This window comes from Sphingorhabdus lutea (assembly GCF_001889025.1).
GTDB classification, from domain to species: domain Bacteria; phylum Pseudomonadota; class Alphaproteobacteria; order Sphingomonadales; family Sphingomonadaceae; genus Sphingorhabdus_B; species Sphingorhabdus_B lutea.
The window spans coordinates 527,483-543,535 of sequence record NZ_CP018154.1; the positions used below are offsets into that span (position 1 = coordinate 527,483).

Annotated in this window: 16 protein-coding genes; 12 read left to right on the plus strand and 4 right to left on the minus strand. The window is 47.4% G+C overall.

Features of this window, described 5'->3' with window-relative positions; genetic code table 11:
• The first annotated feature begins 80 nt into the window (after positions 1-80).
• Positions 81-542, plus strand: coding sequence for a DUF4402 domain-containing protein (locus LPB140_RS02560; RefSeq protein ID WP_198024147.1), 462 nt, complete (start codon positions 81-83; stop codon positions 540-542).
• 38 nt (positions 543-580) lie between these two features.
• On the opposite strand, the gene LPB140_RS02565 is transcribed toward LPB140_RS02560, so the two are convergent.
• Positions 581-2,188 (minus strand): helicase HerA-like domain-containing protein, encoded by a 1,608-nt coding sequence (locus LPB140_RS02565; protein WP_072558536.1) that lies wholly within the window; start codon positions 2,186-2,188, stop codon positions 581-583.
• Positions 2,189-2,377: 189 nt separating this feature from the next.
• Here LPB140_RS02565 and LPB140_RS02570 point away from each other — a divergent pair, with 189 nt between their 5' ends.
• Positions 2,378-3,487, plus strand: coding sequence for a serine hydrolase (locus tag LPB140_RS02570; RefSeq protein WP_232223437.1), 1,110 nt, complete (start codon positions 2,378-2,380; stop codon positions 3,485-3,487).
• A gap of 193 nt (positions 3,488-3,680) precedes the next feature.
• Here LPB140_RS02570 and LPB140_RS02575 read toward each other — a convergent pair whose 3' ends face one another.
• Entirely contained in the window at positions 3,681-3,902 is a 222-nt protein-coding gene (locus LPB140_RS02575; RefSeq protein WP_072558538.1) for a hypothetical protein, read from the minus strand.
• Positions 3,903-4,130: 228 nt separating this feature from the next.
• On the opposite strand from LPB140_RS02575, the gene LPB140_RS02580 reads away from it, so the two are divergent.
• From LPB140_RS02580 to LPB140_RS02605, 7 genes are all read left to right on the plus strand, one after another.
• A complete protein-coding gene (locus LPB140_RS02580) occupies positions 4,131-5,147 on the plus strand; it encodes an ArsR/SmtB family transcription factor (RefSeq protein WP_072560194.1) in 1,017 nt (338 codons plus the stop codon).
• A complete protein-coding gene (metF, locus tag LPB140_RS02585; RefSeq protein WP_072558539.1) occupies positions 5,147-6,085 on the plus strand; it encodes a methylenetetrahydrofolate reductase in 939 nt (312 codons plus the stop codon). The genes LPB140_RS02580 and metF overlap by 1 nt, the downstream gene beginning before the upstream one ends.
• Positions 6,082-7,143: a homocysteine S-methyltransferase family protein gene (locus tag LPB140_RS02590; RefSeq protein WP_072558540.1), complete on the plus strand. Its 1,062-nt coding sequence runs from the start codon at positions 6,082-6,084 to the stop codon at positions 7,141-7,143. The genes metF and LPB140_RS02590 overlap by 4 nt, the downstream gene beginning before the upstream one ends.
• Before the next feature lie 36 nt (positions 7,144-7,179).
• Entirely contained in the window at positions 7,180-9,813 is a 2,634-nt protein-coding gene (metH, locus tag LPB140_RS02595) for a methionine synthase (protein ID WP_072558541.1), read from the plus strand.
• A gap of 121 nt (positions 9,814-9,934) precedes the next feature.
• Positions 9,935-10,756 carry a sulfite exporter TauE/SafE family protein gene (locus tag LPB140_RS02600; RefSeq protein ID WP_198024148.1) on the plus strand — a complete coding sequence of 274 codons (822 nt, stop codon included), beginning with the start codon at positions 9,935-9,937 and terminating at the stop codon, positions 10,754-10,756.
• Between the two features lie 14 nt (positions 10,757-10,770).
• Entirely contained in the window at positions 10,771-10,935 is a 165-nt protein-coding gene (locus tag LPB140_RS12490) for a hypothetical protein (protein WP_232223438.1), read from the plus strand.
• Positions 10,922-11,809: a right-handed parallel beta-helix repeat-containing protein gene (locus tag LPB140_RS02605; RefSeq protein WP_232223439.1), complete on the plus strand. Its 888-nt coding sequence runs from the start codon at positions 10,922-10,924 to the stop codon at positions 11,807-11,809. Before LPB140_RS12490 ends, LPB140_RS02605 begins: the two co-directional genes overlap by 14 nt.
• A gap of 208 nt (positions 11,810-12,017) precedes the next feature.
• Here LPB140_RS02605 and rpmG read toward each other — a convergent pair whose 3' ends face one another.
• A complete protein-coding gene (gene rpmG / locus LPB140_RS02615; protein WP_072560196.1) occupies positions 12,018-12,185 on the minus strand; it encodes a 50S ribosomal protein L33 in 168 nt (55 codons plus the stop codon).
• A gap of 384 nt (positions 12,186-12,569) precedes the next feature.
• Between rpmG and LPB140_RS02620 the strand changes: the two genes are divergently transcribed.
• Both LPB140_RS02620 and LPB140_RS02625 read left to right on the plus strand, forming a co-directional pair.
• Positions 12,570-12,905, plus strand: coding sequence for a hypothetical protein (locus tag LPB140_RS02620; RefSeq protein ID WP_072558545.1), 336 nt, complete (start codon positions 12,570-12,572; stop codon positions 12,903-12,905).
• A gap of 49 nt (positions 12,906-12,954) precedes the next feature.
• Positions 12,955-13,527, plus strand: coding sequence for a TMEM165/GDT1 family protein (locus LPB140_RS02625; protein ID WP_072558546.1), 573 nt, complete (start codon positions 12,955-12,957; stop codon positions 13,525-13,527).
• Positions 13,528-13,565: 38 nt separating this feature from the next.
• Here the strand turns inward: LPB140_RS02625 and LPB140_RS02630 are convergent, their stop codons facing one another.
• Complete coding sequence (locus tag LPB140_RS02630; protein ID WP_072558547.1) at positions 13,566-15,017, minus strand: NAD-dependent succinate-semialdehyde dehydrogenase; 1,452 nt, start codon at positions 15,015-15,017, stop codon at positions 13,566-13,568.
• A gap of 99 nt (positions 15,018-15,116) precedes the next feature.
• On the opposite strand from LPB140_RS02630, the gene LPB140_RS02635 reads away from it, so the two are divergent.
• Positions 15,117-16,043 (plus strand): SMP-30/gluconolactonase/LRE family protein, encoded by a 927-nt coding sequence (locus tag LPB140_RS02635; protein WP_072558548.1) that lies wholly within the window; start codon positions 15,117-15,119, stop codon positions 16,041-16,043.
• Positions 16,044-16,053: the final 10 nt, after the last annotated feature.

The following is a 16,053-nucleotide window of genomic DNA, read 5'->3' on the forward strand; positions in this document are numbered from 1 at the left end:
ATTTAAGAGACCATTTAAGGGGCTGGGGGAAAATAATAATGAAAATAATAAAATCAGCAATAATGATAACGGGTCTTTGCATGGCAGCAACGCCGGCCTTTGCTGCACAGGAAAGCGGCAATGCGGGCGCTGAGGTGATTAACCCGATAAGCGTAACTGCCGCAAATGACATTAGTTTTGGCACATTTGTCGCCAATACGGCAAGTGTTGGCTATGTTACCATTGAACCGGAAAATATCCGTTCGCAATGCAGTGTTGCATCATGCACCGGATTGTTCAGCCCCAGCACATTTAATGTGACGGGTGAGCCGGGACAGGCCGTTAATGTGTCGCATATTGGTGATTCATTAAATCCCGTGACATTTCAATTAACCGATGGAACCAATATCATTACCTTTGGTTTAATCCTGCACACGCCAGTTTTAACATTGGATGCGGCGGGCGCGGGTAGTTTTAATATTGGCGCACGTTTGCGCATTCCTGCCAATACTCCAGCAGGTAATTATTCGGGAAATTATTGGGTGCAGGTTGAATATCAATAATTAAATATATGGTAATATAAGGGGGAGGTGCGGCAATTTTACCGCATTAACCCCCCCATGATACCGCGCACAAATCGGCCAAGGCCAGGAAAGCCGATTGATTTGCCGATTTCGGTGCCAATGGTGCCGGCCACCGCACTGGCGGCGGATTTGGTGGGTGATGCGCTTGACTTTTTACCCGTCATTTTACGGGCAATCATTGTTCCGGCGGATGCTGCGGCCGCGCCCATGGCCGCCTTGCCCGCTTTTTCCCAAATGCTTTGCGTGACACGCGGTTGTTTGCGCACTTCTTCTACGCCCTGTTCTGCCACTTGTTCGGCCACGGCGGCGGCATCTGCGGATTTTTGCGCCAATATTTCTGCCGCAGATTCGCGGTCAACTTCATTGTCATATTTATCGCCATAGGGGGAGATTGATTGGATAATCGCCCGTTCTTTTTTATCCAACACGCCGACACGCGCACGGGGCGGTTTTATCAATGTGCGCTGAACAATGGAGGGTGCACCATCGGCCATCAAAGTGGAGACAAGCGCCTCGCCCACTTTTAATTCAGTAATTGCCTGCGCCACATCCAAATCGGGGTTGATGCGGAATGTATCGGCGGCGGCCTTTATCGCCTTTTGATCGCGTGGGGTAAAGGCGCGCAGGGCATGTTGAATTCGGTTGCCCAATTGTCCGGCCACATCTTCGGGAATATCAATGGGGTTTTGGGTGATGAAATATACGCCCACACCCTTTGATCGGATTAAACGCACAACCTGTTCTACTTTATTTAACAATGCCTTTGGCGCGTCATCGAACAATAAATGCGCCTCATCAAAGAAAAATACCAATTTTGGTTTTTCCGGATCGCCCATTTCGGGCAGGCTTTCAAATAGTTCGGACAACATCCATAATAGGAAGGTGGAATATAATTTCGGGCTGGCCATCAACTTATCGGCGGCCAAAATGTTAATTGTGCCGCGTCCTTTTTCATCAATGCTGATAAAATCGTCAATTTCCAATGCGGGTTCGCCAAAAAACTTCGCCCCGCCCTGTGTGTCCAATGTTAATAATTGACGTTGAATTGCGCCGACGCTTGCCTTGGTCACATTGCCATATTTGGTGGACAGGGTGGAGGCATTTTCGCTGCACCACACCAGCATTGCCTGTAAATCGGCAAGGTTGAGCAGCAACATGCCCTCTTCATCGGCGGCGCGAAAGGCGATGTTTAACACGCCTTCTTGTGTTTCATTAAGGTCAAGCAAACGGGCCAATAATAAAGGGCCCATTTCGGAAACCGTGGTGCGAATGGGGTGGCCTTGTTCGCCAAATAAATCCCAAAATACCACCGGATTATCGGCATAGCTATAATCATCATAGCCAATTTCCTTGGCCCGATTGGTAAAGGGTATATGCAATTTTCCTGTGGGTGAGCCGGCCATGGCCATGCCCGCTAAATCACCCTTTACATCGGCCATAAATACCGGAACACCGACGGCGGAAAAGCTTTCGGCCAAACCCTGTAATGTCACGGTTTTACCCGTGCCAGTGGCGCCGGCAATTAAACCATGACGATTGGCGCGTTTCAGGTTCAAAAATTGCTTTTCGCCGCCGTCTTTTCCCAAAGGTGCAAGACCAATGAATAAGCCATTATTTTCGTCCATGAAGAAACGCTCCAATTGATTAAATTATTTAATATCTTTTTGACGCATGACCCCCGCCGCGTCAAGCAGCGCAATATATATAATTGTAAACTATAACTGCTTGCGGCGCATCTTAAGCATTTATTAACCAGTTTTGTTCAATTCTTAATATATTAAGAAATAATTTAAATATGATAGAGGAATATGACGGTGCAAAAAAATATAATGTCGCGATATGTAAAGGTCGCTTGCTTGTCATTTTTAATCACTGCTTGCGCTGCCATTCCCAATAATGCGCCGGTTCAAAATCGCCCTGTGGGCAAGCCCGTCACTCAATTGCCGCCGCCGCCAAATTCGGCGCATCAAAATGGCTCGCAAAGCAGCCATAAGGGCCAAAGCAATGCGCAAAATTTGCAGCAGGAAATATTTGATTTATGGCGCGTATTTCCGGGTAAAACCGGTATTTCGGTGCATAGTTTGGACGAAGGTTGGACCGTGGGGCAAAGATTGGACGATTTATTCCCCCAACAAAGCGTTTCAAAATTATGGGTGGCAATGACCATATTGGATCAGGTTGATCGCGGTAAATTACGGTTAGATGATGAGGTGGTGATTACCCGCAATGATTTGGCCGTTTTTTATCAACCCGTGCGGGATAAGGTGCTGCGCGAGGGAGAGGTGCGCGAAAGCGTGGCGTCTTTATTGGAACGCGCAATTACGCAAAGCGATAATACCGCCAATGATAGCTTGCTGCGCACGGCGGGCGGGCCAGAGGCGGTGCATGATTTTATTGCAAAACATCAATTGGGCGCCATTCGTTTTGGCCCGGGGGAACGTTTATTGCAAAGCGGGATTGCCGGTTTGACATGGAAACAGGAATATTCGATTGGCCGCAATTTTTATACCGCGCGGGCCAATTTATCCTATGATAAACGAAAGTCGGCATTGGATAATTATCTGGCCGATCCGATTGATGGGGCAAGCCCGCGTGCGATAAGTTTGGCGCTTGCTAAATTATCGCGCGGGAAATTATTATCCTATGGTTCTTCATCCTATTTGCTGGATTTATTAAACCGCGTGCGAAGCGGCCCAAATAGGTTGAAGGGCGGTGTGCCAAGTGGATGGAGCATTGGCCATAAAACCGGCACGGGTCAGGATTTGCCGCCAATTTCGACGGGATATAATGATGTGGGTATTTTGGTCGCGCCGGATGGCCGGCAATATATGGTGGCGGTGATGTTGGGTGATACGACGGCGTCGATACCGGAACGGATGCAGTTGATGCAATCGGTGGTTCGGGCCATTGTGCGAAATCATTGAGCACAACAACAAAGAAGCTGCGAAATCATTGAGCACAACAACAAAGAAGCTGCGAAATCATTGAGCACAACAACAACGAAGCTACGAAATCATTGAGCATAACAACAAAGAAGCTCAAAAAATCATAGTGCAGCAAAAAAGGGCCATATTGCGCGAACAATATGACCCCTTTTTTAACTGGTAAAAGCAGCTATTATTGAGCAGCTTCCTCGGTTACCGCCGCATCGGTAGTAGCTTCGGTTGAGGTCGCGCCCATTTCATTTGCGCTTACTTCTGCATTTTCAACTGCTTCAGCAGCAGGATCAGCAACTACTTCTTCGCTTACAGCTTCATCGGTGGTTGCTTCTTCGGCGCCTGAACATGCGGCTACGGCCATTGAAGCACCAAGAATTAAAGCGACTGTAAATTTTTTCATGTGGGAATCCCCCTAAATAATATTTAAAATATTCACACGAACAGATTGTTAGACCCGCTCCTGAGACTTAGATAAATAGTCCCTCGTCAAATTCAACGCAAATAGCTTTTGATAATTTACCATGTTTTTTTGGCTGTTAAGGATAATATTTTAAAATTAGCGCTGCTGAAATTCCCTGAAATCAGGCAATTGACAGCATATAAAGATTTCTTTATATGCGCTTGCAATATGCAAGATTTGCTCACCATATTTCGTGCCTTGGCCGACCCCACCCGACTGCGCATTGCATTATTGGTACATGTGATGGAGCTTTCCGTTGGTGAATTAGTATTGATTTTGGAGCAAAGCCAGCCGCGAGTTTCGCGCCATATCAAAATCCTTGTCGATGCCAATTTAATCGACCGTAGGAAAGAAGGCAGCTGGGTTTTCCTGCGCGCCGGTGATGCAAGCTATATGCGGCTTTTCCAACGATTATTACAAGGCAGAAATATTTCCGAAGATCCCGATATTTCCAGTGACATTGAAAAATTACAGCAAATTAAACAAACCCGCGCAATGATGGCGGAGAAATATTTTGCCGACCATGCGTCAAAATGGGATCATATTCGTTCCATGCATGTTGCCGAGGCAGAGGTTGAACAGGCAATGGCACAGGCGCTGGCCACCCGCCCTATGGGCCGCGTGTTGGACATTGGCACGGGCACAGGGCGAATGGTGGAAATATTTTTGGACGCGGCGGAGCATATGACCGCATTGGATAATAGCCCGGAAATGTTGCGGGTGGCCCGTGCAAAAATTTGGGATAATCATGATGAAAAACCGCCAATTGAACGGTTGGACATGATGCTGGGTGATTTTAATGCCCTGCCTTTGGATAATCAAAGCTATGATACGGTTTTGCTGCATCAGGTTCTGCATTATGCGGGCGATCCCGCCCATGTGATAAGGGAGGCTGCGCGCGTTCTGGCCCCTGCTGGCCGATTGATGATTGTTGATTTCGCCCCGCATGATAGGGAGGAATTGCGCACGGTTCACGCGCATGAACGGCTTGGCTTTGCCGATTCCACCATCATGGCGGCATTTGAAACGGCGGGGCTGCGCATGGCGCATAATCGCCAACTTGATGGCGGAGAATTAACCGTCAAAATCTGGCTTGGCCAAAAAAGCGAACGCCGCAGTTTGAATATAATAACCGACCCCGTGGCGGATAATATCTCCACCATGATACATCATAAGGATAATTAATGTCACATTCTATCTCCCACTCCCAATTACAGGAATCGCGATTGGCCATAGATACCCCCTTATTTGCAGGATTGCCGGGTGATGTTGAAATATCCTTTGAATTTTTCCCGCCCAAAAGCGAAAAAATGGAACAGCAATTGTGGGATTCAATCATGACATTGGCGCCCTTGCAGCCGCGATTTGTGTCGGTCACCTATGGGGCGGGGGGGTCAACCCGTGAACGCACCCATGCAACGGTGGCGCGTATAGCGGCGGAAACAGAAATAGCAGCGGCGGCGCATTTAACCTGTGTTGGGGCAAGCAAGGAAGAAATTATCGAAACCGCGCAGCAATATTGGGATGCGGGCGTGCGCCATATTGTCGCCCTGCGCGGAGATGCGCCCGATGGGGAGCAATTCGTCCTCCACCCGCAGGGATTTGCCAGTGCGGTTGATTTGGTTGCAGGGTTGAAAAAAATTGCGCCATTTGAAATTTCGGTTGCCGCCTATCCCGAAACCCATCCTGCGGCAAATTGCCCGCAAAGCGACATTGACAATTTGAAACGCAAAATTGACGCTGGGGCCAGCCGCGCCATCACGCAATTTTTCTTTGATGCGGAACATTTTTTCCGTTTTCGCGATTCATGCGCCGCCGCTGGTATTGATGCCGAATTGGTGCCGGGCATATTGCCGGTATCCAATGTTGGCCAAACGCGCAAATTTGCAGGAATGTGCGGTGCGGCAATCCCAAATTGGATGGATGATTTATTCGAAGGATTGGACGATCATCCCGCATCACGTCAATTGGTTGCCGCAACCATTGCCGCGGAAATGTGCCGTAAATTATATGCAGGCGGGGTGCGTCATTTCCATTTTTATACGTTAAATCGTGCCGAACTATCATTTGCGATTTGCCATTTATTGGGCAAAAGAGCCAATATTGAAGGGGAAATCGCATGACGCAAAATAATGATAATGCAGCGGCTGCCTTTCGCACAGCAGCATCGCAGCGTATTTTAATTTTTGATGGCGGCTATGGCACGTCCATTCAGAAATATAAATTGGGTGAGGCGGAATATGCCGGAAATTTGAACCTGCCAAAGGATCAAAAGGGAAATAATGATATATTAAACCTGACCCAGCCGGACATTATTAAATCCATTCACGGCGAATATTTGGCCAATGGCGCAGATATGGTTGAAACCAATACATTTAGCAGCACGACCATTTCCATGGCCGATTATGCAGCCGAACATTTGGTGTGGGATATGAATATTGCGGGCGCGAAATTGGCCCGCGAAGCATGTGATGAGGCAGCGGCGCGCGATGGCCGCCGCCGATTTGTTGCCGGTTCAATTGGCCCGACCAACAAAACATTGTCCCTATCCCCCGATGTGAATGATCCTGGATTTCGCGAAATTGATTTTGAAGAATTAAAGGAAAGTTATCGTCAACAATGCGATGCGTTAATTGCGGGCGGGGTAGATTTTTTGTTAATTGAAACTGTGTTTGATACATTAAATGCAAAATGCGCGGCTTTGGCGGCAAAGGAGGCGGGGCTTGCATCGGGCCGTGATGTGCCGATTATGATTTCATTGACCATTACCGACATGGCAGGGCGCAATTTATCCGGCCATACGGTGGCGGCATTTTGGAATGCGGTGCGGCATGTAAACCCGCTTACCATTGGGTTAAATTGTTCCTTTGGCGCGGATTTATTGCGGCCATATTTGGCCGAATTATCGCGTCAGGCCGATACGTTAATCATGGCATATCCAAATGCGGGCCTGCCCAATGAACTTGGCGAATATGATGAATTGCCCGAACAAACCGCCATTTTGGTGGACCAATGGTTTGATGAAAAATTGGTCAATATTGTGGGGGGATGTTGCGGCACAACACCCGCGCATATTGGCGCAATAGCCAAAAAATCATTGGGTAAAGCCCCGCGCCAAATTCCAAAAATTGCGGTGCAAACGCGGTTGGCGGGATTAGAGCCGTTTAATATCGCGGTATAAGCCCAAATAATTGACTATTTAAATAAAGACAAAAAAATGAGCATAGAAAAAAAGAGCACCGCAAATTTCGTGAATATTGGGGAGCGTACCAACGTCACTGGCTCTGCACGGTTTAAAAAACTTATCCTAAATGGGGACTATGAAGCGGCAATAGAGGTGGCCCGCCAACAGGTGGAAAATGGCGCGCAAATCATTGACATTAACATGGATGAAGGCTTGCTAGACGCGCATGAGGCGATGACCAAATATCTAAAACTTATCGCCGCAGAGCCGGATATTGCCCGTGTTCCGGTGATGATAGATAGCAGCAAATGGAGCGTGATACAGGCGGGCCTGAAATGTGTATCGGGCAAGCCCATCGTCAATTCCATTTCAATGAAAGAGGGCGAGACACAATTTTTGGAGCATGCCGCCATTTGCCGTGATTATGGCGCGGCGGTGGTTGTGATGGCATTTGACGAAACCGGACAGGCCGATACCAAGGAACGTAAAATTGAAATTTGCGAACGTGCGTATAAATTGCTGACCGAAAATGGTTTTCCGCCCGAAGATATTATTTTCGACCCCAATATATTTGCGGTGGCCACCGGAATTGATGAACATCGCCGTTATGGTTTGGATTTTATCGAGGCGGTGGAGCATTTAAGCAAAAGCTGCCCCCATGTGCATTTTTCCGGCGGGCTTTCCAACCTATCGTTCAGTTTTCGGGGCAATGAAACGGTGCGCCGCGCCATGCACAGCGTCTTTTTATATCATGCCATTCCCATTGGCCTTGACATGGCGATTGTCAATGCAGGGCAATTGGACATTTATGACCAAATTGATCCTGTGCTGCGCGATGCATGCGAAGATGTGATTTTTGACCGCCGCGATGATGCGACCGACCGCCTTATTGCATTGGCCGAAAGTTATCGTGGGACAGACGAAGTGACCGAAAAGGCAGCGGCGGAATGGCGCGGCTGGCCGGTGATTAAACGGCTTGAACATGCATTGGTAAAGGGTATTGATGCCCATATTATCGAAGATACCGAAGAAGCAAGATTGGCAATAAAGGCCGCCGGTGGACGCCCGATTGAGGTGATTGAAGGCCCGTTAATGGACGGCATGAATGTGGTGGGCGATTTATTTGGTTCGGGCCAAATGTTCCTGCCGCAAGTGGTAAAATCCGCCCGTGTGATGAAAAAGGCGGTGGCGCATCTTTTCCCCTATATTGAGGAGGAAAAGGAAGAAGGCGCAAAGGCCAAGGGCTGTGTCATCATGGCCACGGTAAAGGGCGATGTGCACGACATTGGTAAAAATATTGTCGGCGTGGTGTTGCAATGCAATGGTTTTGAGGTGGTTGACATGGGCGTGATGGTCCCATGGCAGGATATTTTAAAAGCAGCGATTGATAATGATGCATCGATGATTGGGTTAAGCGGGCTTATCACCCCCTCTCTTGACGAAATGGTCACTGTGGCGGAGGAAATGGAACGCGCCAAAATGACATTGCCATTGTTAATTGGCGGGGCGACAACATCCGAAACGCATACGGCGCTGCGGATTGAGCCGGTTTATAGCGGCCCAACGGTTCATGTTTTGGATGCCAGCCGCGCCGTGGGTGTGGCCTCCACCTTGACCAGCGATACTTTGGCCGATGCTTTTGTGCAAAGCACCCGCGATAAATATGAAAAGCTGCGTATTGCACGCGGCAATAAAACCGCCAAGGCGCTGGCCAGCTTGGATGAAGCGCGTGCCAATGGCTTTGCTGCCGATATGGCATTAAAAGCGCCCGCGCCATTACAGGCGGGATTGCATATATATGATGATTGGGATTTAAACGACCTGCGCGATTATATTGATTGGACGCCATTTTTCCGCGCATGGGAATTGGCGGGGGTATATCCCGCCATATTAAAAGATGAAATTGTCGGGGAAAGCGCAACCAGCCTGTTCCAAGATGCGCAAAATATGCTGGACAAAATCATTGCCGAAAAATGGCTGACCGCCAAAGCCGTGATTGGATTATGGCCATGTCGGCGCGATGGTGATGATATTATTGTGGAGCATGGCGATGGGGAAACCACCCTATCCATGCTGCGCCAACAGGTAAAAAAACGAGAAGGCCGTCCCAATATGTGCCTTGCCGATTTTATTGATGCCAATGGTAATGACTGGATTGGCGGCTTTGCCGTATCTGCGGGCCATGGGATAGACGCAAAACTGGCCGAGTTTAAGGCCGATCATGATGATTATTCGGATATTTTGTTAAAGGCATTGGCCGACCGATTTGCCGAGGCAATGGCGGAGCGGATGCACGCGCATGTGCGCACCACATTATGGGGATATGCGCCGGAAGAACAATTTAGCAATGAAGCGCTGATAAAGGAGGAATATCGCGGTATTCGTCCCGCGCCGGGATATCCCGCCTGTCCTGACCATAGTTTGAAACCAACATTGTTCAAATTGCTTGCCGGTGGACAGGAAGTTGACCCGGCGGGGATTACCTTAACCAGCAGCTTTGCCATGTTGCCTACGGCCAGTGTGTCGGGTTTTTATTTTGGCCACCCACAGGCAAGTTATTTTGGCGTCGCGCGGATTGATGAGGATCAAGTGGCCGATTATGCCGCGCGGCGCGGGTTGGATATAGCAAAGGCAAAACAATATTTGCGGCCCAATTTGAACGATTAAGGATAGGGATAATATGCTGCGATATTATATAAAAACATATTTTTATCATGGCATTATCCTATTTTTATTGGCGATAATTTGCGCGATATTTTTGTTCGCGCCATATCAATTTTCTTTAATAATGGAAATTTGGCCGGTATTTTTTGTCGGCATAATGGGCGCGATAATTGCCAATACATCGGGCACGGGCGGCGGGGTGGTTTTCATTCCCGTTTTTAACATATTGGCGAATAAAGAAATATTGATCCTTGCCCCCGCACAAATAGTGGCGGCCAGTTTTTTCATCCAATGTTTTGGTATGACCATGGGCGCAAATCGGTGGACATGGCGGTTATTGCACGAACCAAATTCGCGGCGCACCAATATGGGGCAGGATGCAACAATTGGCGTTTATGCAAAGATTATCTTTTTGGTTTTGCCATTATCTCTGCCCATCATGTTAATAACGCAAAGATTTAATTTATTTGATGCACCAACTATATTATTATTGTTCAAAAGTTTTTCGATTATTTTTGGCCTTGCGCTTATCATCACCACATGGACGATAAATAATAATCGGCCGGAACGGATAAGGTTGGAGAAAATTGACCTTTTAATATTGCCGTTAATTGGGATATTTGGTGGTTTTATCACCGCATTATTTTCGGTGGGTGTGGGTGAATTAATGGCGATTTATTTATTCATTCGGCATTTTCCGGTTATATATTGCGCGGGTGCGGCATGTGTTGTTTCCTCCATTTCGGTATTGTCGGGAACAATTTATCATATTGAAATGGGTAATGTGCCGTGGGATGTGGTGTTGCTGGCCGGACCGGGCGCGGCCATTGGCGGATATGTGGCGCGGCCAATTGCCCTTTGGCTGGGTGCAAAGCGCCTAAAAACTGCCGATGGTTTTTGGATTATGGGCAGCAGCCTATATCTTATCTATTTGAATATAAGGTAAAAGCAGGTTCCATCATGGTAAACATGCTGGACAGCATGGGGGCGATGGAGGATAATGAATTTCATATTTTAATATTGGACTATATTTATGAAATTTTCATGGGCTATTTCTTCGGCAGCATTGGCGTTTTTGACAATTGGCGGCATATCAATGCACAGCCAAAGTATGGCGCAAAGTAATGATAAGGCGCAATATAAAATTATCGAAACAGGGCGTAGCTTTGGCAGCCTGAGCGCGGCGGTCGCCGCCATTGGCGATGGCGCAGGCACGATTATGATACCGCCTGGAACCTATCGTGATTGCGCTGTGCAGCAGGGCGGTTCAATACGTTACCAAGCGGAAATAGCGGGCGAAACGATTTTTGATGGTGCAACATGCGAAGGAAAGGCCGCATTGGTTTTGCGTGGCCGCAATGCAGAGGTGGATGGGATTATCTTTCAAAATATGAAAGTGCCCGATGCCAATGGTGCGGGGATAAGGTTGGAACAGGGCAATTTAACCGTCACCAAAAGCTGGTTTAGGAATAGCCAGCAGGGTTTATTAACCGCCGATGATGCAAAGGGCGCAATCATTATCGACCAAAGCAGTTTTGAACGTCTGGGTCGGTGCGATGGGGATTATGCATGTGCGCATAGTATTTATATTGGAAATTATGGCTCATTAACTGTTACACGCAGCCGTTTTGAAGCAGGCAATGGCGGCCATTATATTAAAAGCCGTTCGGCGCGCGCCGATATTAGGGATAATGCATTTGATGATTCGCGGGGCAAGACGACCAATTATATGATTGACCTGCCCGCCGGCGCAACCGGAGTGGTCAGCGGGAATATTTTTGTTCAGGGCAAGGATAAGGAAAATTACAGCGCCTTTATCGCCGTGGCCGCTGAGGGCAAGGTGAATAGCAGTGATGCATTGTCAATATTTGATAATGATGCGCGAATTGGTCCAAATATTGATCGCAATTCTGTATTTGTTGCCGACTGGTCGGGGGATAGAATTTCCCTTGGCGCGAATATTTTAGGACCAAGGTTAAAGCCATTTGAGCGTAGATAAGTTAAGCCGCCTTAACAAAGCGTCCTTGCTATATGCGGCGGAAATAAGCGCGGCCATTATCAATAATGACTTATCATCTTTGCTAGAAAAATATTTTTGGCATAAAAAAGGGGGCAGTGATGCCCCTTTTTCATATGAACATTCCGACAAGAGAATCAACGATTCGCTTTAATGGAATAATGCGCCGCCAAAAAATGGCGCGCGATGATTATTTAATCTTCGCTTCTTTGAACTCAACATGCTTACGCACGACGGGATCATATTTACGAAAAACCATTTTTTCGGTGGTATTGCGTGGGTTTTTCTTGGTTACATAGAAAAAACCAGTATCTGCAGTGCTGACAAGCCTAATCTTGACGGTGGCTGATTTCGCCATTGTCTTTTCCCTTTTATAAAGTGATAAAAATATAAAAGCGGCCAATGAAGCCGCCGTCTTGCCATGCCCAATGCCCCGCAAAGCGTGAAAAGTCAATAGCGCGATAAAATATTGCCCCAAAAAAATGAGCATATATTTTTTGCCAATCACCCAAATATTGCAGCCGGCGGCACTATGTCACCCATTTGCCATAAAAGCTTAACGTCATTTTAACTATATTCTGACAAGATATAAATAAATAATATGATAGTTAAAAAGCACGAAAATTAGCCGTTAAACCATATAGAGCAATATGGGTAACATATATCCGGATAACAAATATCCAAGGTCACATAAAATATGATGTCGCAACCCGTATAAATAGTAAAGAGTAGGAATGATAAAATGAATTTGGACCATGACCGCTATTTATTGGTGCGTGCACAATTGGCCGAAATTATCGATTCCCTTGAATATTTAAACTATGCCGATAATCAATTGGGATATATTTTGAAATTAGAACATATTCGCGACATTGCCATGCAATATGGCATGGCGCCTATTGGCGATATTAGTATGATTTTCGAAAATGCATTGGGCAAACTGAACCAATGTCAAAATAGCCAAATTATTTGCCAAGCATATATTGGTATATTGCGCGATGCGGTGGCGTGCCAACGCATTTCAAATGAGGCTGCACGCGCCATGTTGGGCAGTGTTGCCATGCGGTTGCATGCTTAAAAATTCAAATTAACATTATCATAATTATAATAAGATAAATGGACTTAATATGGACATTTTCTTAATGACCCTATTGTCGAGCCTGCTCGCCGAAATGGGTGACAGACCGCAAATTTTGGTGGCCGCATTGGCAATGCGATATGCAAATAACCGTGCGGTGCTTGCCGGATTGGTTTTTGCTACCTTATTAAACTGTGTCATATCCGCCTTTGCCGGCGCGATGGTGCATGATTATATCAGCGATGATCCGTTAATATTATTCACCGCCATTGCCTATATTTTTGCGGCAATATCCATGCTGGGTTGGCGGCACAGGGTGAATATATTGTCTGGTTGGAAATTAAACGCTGCCCTGACAACCTTTTTGGGCGTTTTCATCCTGCAATTTGGGGATAAAAGCCAGTTCATCATTGCGGCCCATGCCGCGCGCAGCGATCAGGCGATTTGGGCGGCGCTGGGCGGGACAATTGGCATATTGGCAGCAACAATTCCAGCCATATATTTGGGCGCAAAAATGGGCCATATTTTACCGTTAAAGGCATTAAGAATAACGGGCGGGGCCATTTTTCTGCTGATAGGGATATATTTGGCGCTAACTGCATTGCGCTTAATCGGCAATTAAGGGGGAAGTTTCCTTCCCCCAATTTCTGCACGCCTGCATCAATATTGATGCACGGCCTTGGTCACTAAATAACTTTCCAATCCTTCAGGCCCGCCTTCGCTGCCAAATCCGGATTCCTTCACCCCGCCAAATGGCGCATCGGCGGTCGAAATAACAAAGCTGTTCAACCCAACCATGCCAACTTCCAACGCATCGGCGACCATATTTGCCTGACGTCCATTTTCGGTAAATGCATATCCGGCAAGGCCAAAGGGCAGGCGGTTTGCCTGTTCAATTGCCTCATCAAATGTTTTGAACGGGCGAATAAGGGCGACAGGGCCAAATGGTTCATTGGACATAATATCCGCATCCATTGGCACATCTTTAATAATCGTGGGTTTATAAAAATTGCCGTCATTTGTGCCAGACGAATTGCCGCGTTCGCCGCCAGTTAAGATATTCGCTCCCTTTGTTCGCGCGTCCTCGACCAACGCCTCTATCGCGTCGGGGCGGCGAGAATTGGCTAATGGGCCCATGGCATTGTCAATGTCCAAACCATTGCCAACCTTTATCTGGGCCGTGCGTTCGGCAAATCCCTTGGCAAAGGCGTCATAAATGCCCTCTTGCACATAAAAACGGGTGGGAGAGATGCAAATTTGTCCCGCATTGCGAAATTTGGTCATGCTGGCCATGGTAATTGCCCGGTCCAAATCGCAATCATCAAAGATGAGGACGGGGGCATGGCCGCCCAATTCCATGGTGGTGCGTTTCACCCCATCGGCGCATAATTTTAACAAATGTTTCCCCACGGGAACCGATCCGGTGAAGCTGATTTTGCGGATAGTGGGAGATGCGATTAAATGGCGGCTGACCATATCGGGCACGCCATAGACCAATTGTGCGGCATCGCCAGGAATGCCCGCATCGACCACGCATTGCATGATGGCAATAGTACTTGCCGGGGTTTCCTCGGGTGGTTTGGCGATGATGGAACATCCTGCGGCCAAAGCGGCAGCCATTTTCTTGCTCATCAAGCTAACCGGGAAATTCCACGGGCTGAACGCCGCAACTGGGCCGACGGGTTGTTTTAACACCATGGCACGTTGACCGGTGGGGCGCATTAAAACACGGCCATAAATGCGCTTTGCTTCTTCGGCAAAATAATCAAATGTTCCCGCGCATGATGCAACCTCTCCCTTTGCCTCTGCTATGGGTTTGCCCTGTTCCATGGTTAATAAAGCGGCGATATGGTCGGTGCGTTCGCGGATTAAATCGGCAACCTTGTGCAATTTTGCCCCGCGTTCATTTACATCAACCGCGCGCCATTTATAAAAACCTTTATTGGCAGCTTCCAATGCGGCATCCAAATCAGCCTTTGTGGCAAGAGGCAGGTCGGCCAATGCTTCCCCCGTCGCGGGATTGATGACGGGGATAGTCTCCCGTCCTTCCTTACCATGCCATGCACCATTTATATAAAGCTGAAGATTTTGGGGATAGTTTGGCGTGGTCATGATAATTCCTTTGCAATTTTATCTTTCATCATGGGATATAGTCCCAGATGTAACTAGTTGCCAGAGGCGCGGAGGAATATTTTTTTAAAGGAGAGGGTGATGGAGATTTTAACAGACGGGCTGCGTTTTCCCGAAGGACCAGTGGTCCTGCCCAATGGTGATTTGGCCGTGGTGGAGATTGAGGCAGGCCAGATAACGCGGATTAAAGCTGATGGAACAAAAAATATCATCGCAAAAGTGGGAGGCGGCCCAAATGGCATGGCAATCGGGCCGGATGGTTATTTATATATTTGCAATAATGGCGGGTTTAACTTTGTCGAAATGGAAACGCCATTGGGTAAAATCTTATTCCCCCATGGACAGGCGGATGATTATGCTGGCGGGTCAATACAGCGCGTCAATCCGGATAGTGGTGAGGTGCAAATAATCTATACTCAATGCAATGGTCGTAATCTTTGCGGGCCAAATGATATAATTTTTGATGAACAGGGCGGCTTTTGGTTCACCGACCATGGCAAAAATGACGGGGCATCGCGAAAACGTGATATTGTGGGGGTATTTTATGCCAAAATTGATGGCAGCCATATAGAGGAAGTTATTTTCCCCATGGAGAACCCCAATGGTATTGGCCTGTCGCCCGATGGAAAGCGGCTATATGTCGCGGAAACCTATACATGTGCATTATGGGCATTTGATGTGGTTGAGCCAGGTAAAATATCGCCTGTCGCCAATTTGGCAGGAAATGGCGGGCATTTTTTATATCGGCCAGAGGGGTATAAATATTTTGATTCATTGGGCGTGGAAAATGAAGGCAATATATGCGTTGCAACAATTGGGACAAGCGGGATTAGTGTCATTTCACCCATGGGTGAGTTGGTTGAATTTGTGCCGACATTGGACCCGATGACCACAAATATTTGTTGGGGCGGAAATGATATGCGTGATGCCTATATTTGTTTGTCGGGCACGGGGAAAATTTTAAAATATAAATGGCCGCGTGCTGGACTTAAATTAAATTTCGCCTAAAGTTAATGGA

Excerpts from the sequence above, each read along its gene's own strand:
- LPB140_RS02625 (WP_072558546.1), top strand. The coding sequence starts at position 12,955 with ATGGACATTTTCTTAATGACCCTATTGTCGAGCCTGCTCGCCGAAATG.
- LPB140_RS02635 (WP_072558548.1), top strand. The coding sequence starts at position 15,117 with ATGGAGATTTTAACAGACGGGCTGCGTTTTCCCGAAGGACCAGTGGTC.
- LPB140_RS12490 (WP_232223438.1), top strand. The coding sequence starts at position 10,771 with ATGGTAAACATGCTGGACAGCATGGGGGCGATGGAGGATAATGAATTT.
- LPB140_RS02605 (WP_232223439.1), top strand. The coding sequence starts at position 10,922 with ATGGCGCAAAGTAATGATAAGGCGCAATATAAAATTATCGAAACAGGG.
- metH (WP_072558541.1), top strand. The coding sequence starts at position 7,180 with ATGAGCATAGAAAAAAAGAGCACCGCAAATTTCGTGAATATTGGGGAG.
- LPB140_RS02590 (WP_072558540.1), top strand. The coding sequence starts at position 6,082 with ATGACGCAAAATAATGATAATGCAGCGGCTGCCTTTCGCACAGCAGCA.
- LPB140_RS02600 (WP_198024148.1), top strand. The coding sequence starts at position 9,935 with ATGGAAATTTGGCCGGTATTTTTTGTCGGCATAATGGGCGCGATAATT.
- rpmG (WP_072560196.1), bottom strand. The coding sequence starts at position 12,185 with ATGGCGAAATCAGCCACCGTCAAGATTAGGCTTGTCAGCACTGCAGAT.
- LPB140_RS02620 (WP_072558545.1), top strand. The coding sequence starts at position 12,570 with ATGAATTTGGACCATGACCGCTATTTATTGGTGCGTGCACAATTGGCC.
- metF (WP_072558539.1), top strand. The coding sequence starts at position 5,147 with ATGTCACATTCTATCTCCCACTCCCAATTACAGGAATCGCGATTGGCC.
- LPB140_RS02560 (WP_198024147.1), top strand. The coding sequence starts at position 81 with ATGGCAGCAACGCCGGCCTTTGCTGCACAGGAAAGCGGCAATGCGGGC.
- LPB140_RS02580 (WP_072560194.1), top strand. The coding sequence starts at position 4,131 with ATGCAAGATTTGCTCACCATATTTCGTGCCTTGGCCGACCCCACCCGA.
- LPB140_RS02575 (WP_072558538.1), bottom strand. The coding sequence starts at position 3,902 with ATGAAAAAATTTACAGTCGCTTTAATTCTTGGTGCTTCAATGGCCGTA.
- LPB140_RS02630 (WP_072558547.1), bottom strand. The coding sequence starts at position 15,017 with ATGACCACGCCAAACTATCCCCAAAATCTTCAGCTTTATATAAATGGT.
- LPB140_RS02565 (WP_072558536.1), bottom strand. The coding sequence starts at position 2,188 with ATGGACGAAAATAATGGCTTATTCATTGGTCTTGCACCTTTGGGAAAA.